Source organism: Pseudomonas sp. R62, from assembly GCF_000257605.1.
Taxonomy (GTDB): Bacteria; Pseudomonadota; Gammaproteobacteria; order Pseudomonadales; family Pseudomonadaceae; genus Aquipseudomonas; species Aquipseudomonas atacamensis.
In genome coordinates this window covers 1957388-1959350 of sequence record NZ_JH635998.1, presented here as the reverse complement: position 1 = coordinate 1959350, position 1963 = coordinate 1957388, and the positions used below count along the sequence as shown (strand labels likewise).

The window sequence follows — 1963 nt, the reverse complement described above, 5'->3', positions numbered from 1 at the left end:
CAGATGCATCGCTTGCGCGAACTGGGTGTGCGTCTGGCCATCGATGATTTCGGCACCGGATATTCGTCGTTGCTGCGGCTCAAGCGCCTGCCGGTGCAGAAACTCAAGATCGATCAGGGCTTCGTCGCCGGGTTGCCGTGGGATGAGGATGACGTGGCGATTGTCCGGGTGATCATCGCGCTGGCGCGGAGCATGGGTATGCAGGTGCATGCCGAGGGGATCGAGCAGGCTGAGCAGGCGGCATTTCTGTTGGCGCAGGAATGCGATCTGGGGCAGGGCTACTGGTTTGGGCGGCCGGTGTCTGCGGATCGGCTTGATTGGGCGAAAACGCCGTTGATTGGCTGAAAAGACCTATCTGGCTATCACCGACCTTGTGGTGAGGGGATTTATCCTCGTTGGGTCGCGTAGCGGCCCCAAGAAATGGGACTGCTACGCAGTCCAACGGGGATAAATCCCCTCGCCACAAGTGCTCTTGACGATTTTAAATCAGCGCAAACCCCTTGCCCTTTCTCATATTATTTTTTGGTTATATAAACATTCTTAAATAGTCTTTTTAAGAATATCCCTGCCTCTCTTATATTGCTCCCACGCCGAACGCAGTGCCGCCCACTGCCAGGCAAACCCCCTTCAAAGGAGCAGCACCATGAGCGCATCCCTTCGCAGCGTTGACGGTCAGGACGAAAGCACCATCTTGCGGGAAATCCAGAGCGCCCTGCGCGATCTGCGGTTCGGCGCGGTGGAGATCACTGTGCACAACGCGCAAGTCGTACAGATCGAACGCAAACAGAAATTCCGTTTGCAGCAACCCGGTAAGCAACCGGGCTGAGATCAAAAGATCGCAGCCTGCGGCGGCTCCTACAGGGGGCTGTGTGTGTAGGAGCTGCCGAAGGTTGCGATCTTTGAAACGGCACCACAATTTCCGAAATACATAAGAACAAGCCACCACCAGGAATTCCAGGAGCTTTCACCATGTCGTCGATTCGCCGTTATGCTTTGGCCGCGCTGGCCAGTGCCGTGTTTGCCGGTTCCGCCGTTGCCAAGGATTACGAGCTGCTCAACGTGTCGTATGACCCGACGCGGGAGCTGTATCAGGAATACAACGCCGAATTCATCAAGTTCTGGCAGCAGGATCATGCCGGCGACACGGTGAAAATCCAGCAGTCCCATGGCGGTTCGGGCAAGCAGGGCCGTGCGGTGATCGACGGTCTGCGGGCTGACGTGGTGACCTTGGCCTTGGCTGGCGACATCGACGAAATCGCCAAGCTCGGCAAGAGCCTGCCCGCCGACTGGCAGAAGCGTCTGCCGGAAGCGAGCACGCCGTACACCTCGACCATCGTGTTCCTGGTGCGCAAGGGCAACCCGAAAGGCATCAAGGACTGGGGCGATCTGGTCAAGAACGACGTTTCGGTGATCACGCCGAACCCGAAAACTTCGGGTGGCGCGCGCTGGAATTTCCTTGCTGCGTGGGCCTATGGCCTGAAAGCCAACGGTGGTGACGAAGCCAAGGCCAAGGAATACGTACAAACCCTGTTCAAGCACGTGCCGATCCTTGACACCGGCGCCCGTGGTTCGACCATCACCTTCGTCAACAACGGTCAGGGTGACGTATTGCTAGCCTGGGAAAACGAAGCGTTTCTGGCGCTGAAAGAAGACGGCGGCGCAGACAAGTTCGACATCGTCGTGCCGTCGCTGTCGATCCTCGCCGAACCACCCGTGGCGGTGGTCGACAAGAATGCCGAGAAGAAGGGCAACGCGCAGATCGCCGAAGCCTACCTCAAGCATCTGTACAGCCCGGCCGGCCAGGAAATCGCCGCGAAAAACTTCTATCGTCCACGTGACAAGGACGTAGCGGCCAAGTACGCACAGCAGTTCCCGAAACTGGAACTGGTGACCATCGACAAGGACTTCGGCGGCTGGAAATCCGCGCAGCCGAAATTCTTCAACGACGGCGGCGTGTTCGACC

At 58.0% G+C, this 1963-nt stretch carries 3 protein-coding genes; all 3 read left to right on the top strand.

Going from position 1 to position 1963, the window contains the following annotated elements:
• Nucleotides 1–345, top strand: a 345-nt coding sequence (locus OQK_RS31145) for an EAL domain-containing protein (RefSeq protein WP_038860812.1), incomplete at its 5' end; no start/stop codon positions are given.
• 298 nt (nt 346–643) lie between these two features.
• Nucleotides 644–826 carry a sulfur starvation response protein OscA gene (gene oscA, locus OQK_RS09915; protein ID WP_016772247.1) on the top strand — a complete coding sequence of 61 codons (183 nt, stop codon included), beginning with the start codon at nt 644–646 and terminating at the stop codon, nt 824–826.
• A gap of 143 nt (nt 827–969) precedes the next feature.
• Nucleotides 970–1963: sulfate ABC transporter substrate-binding protein (locus OQK_RS09910; protein ID WP_038861165.1), on the top strand; the 994-nt coding region annotated here is incomplete at its 3' end.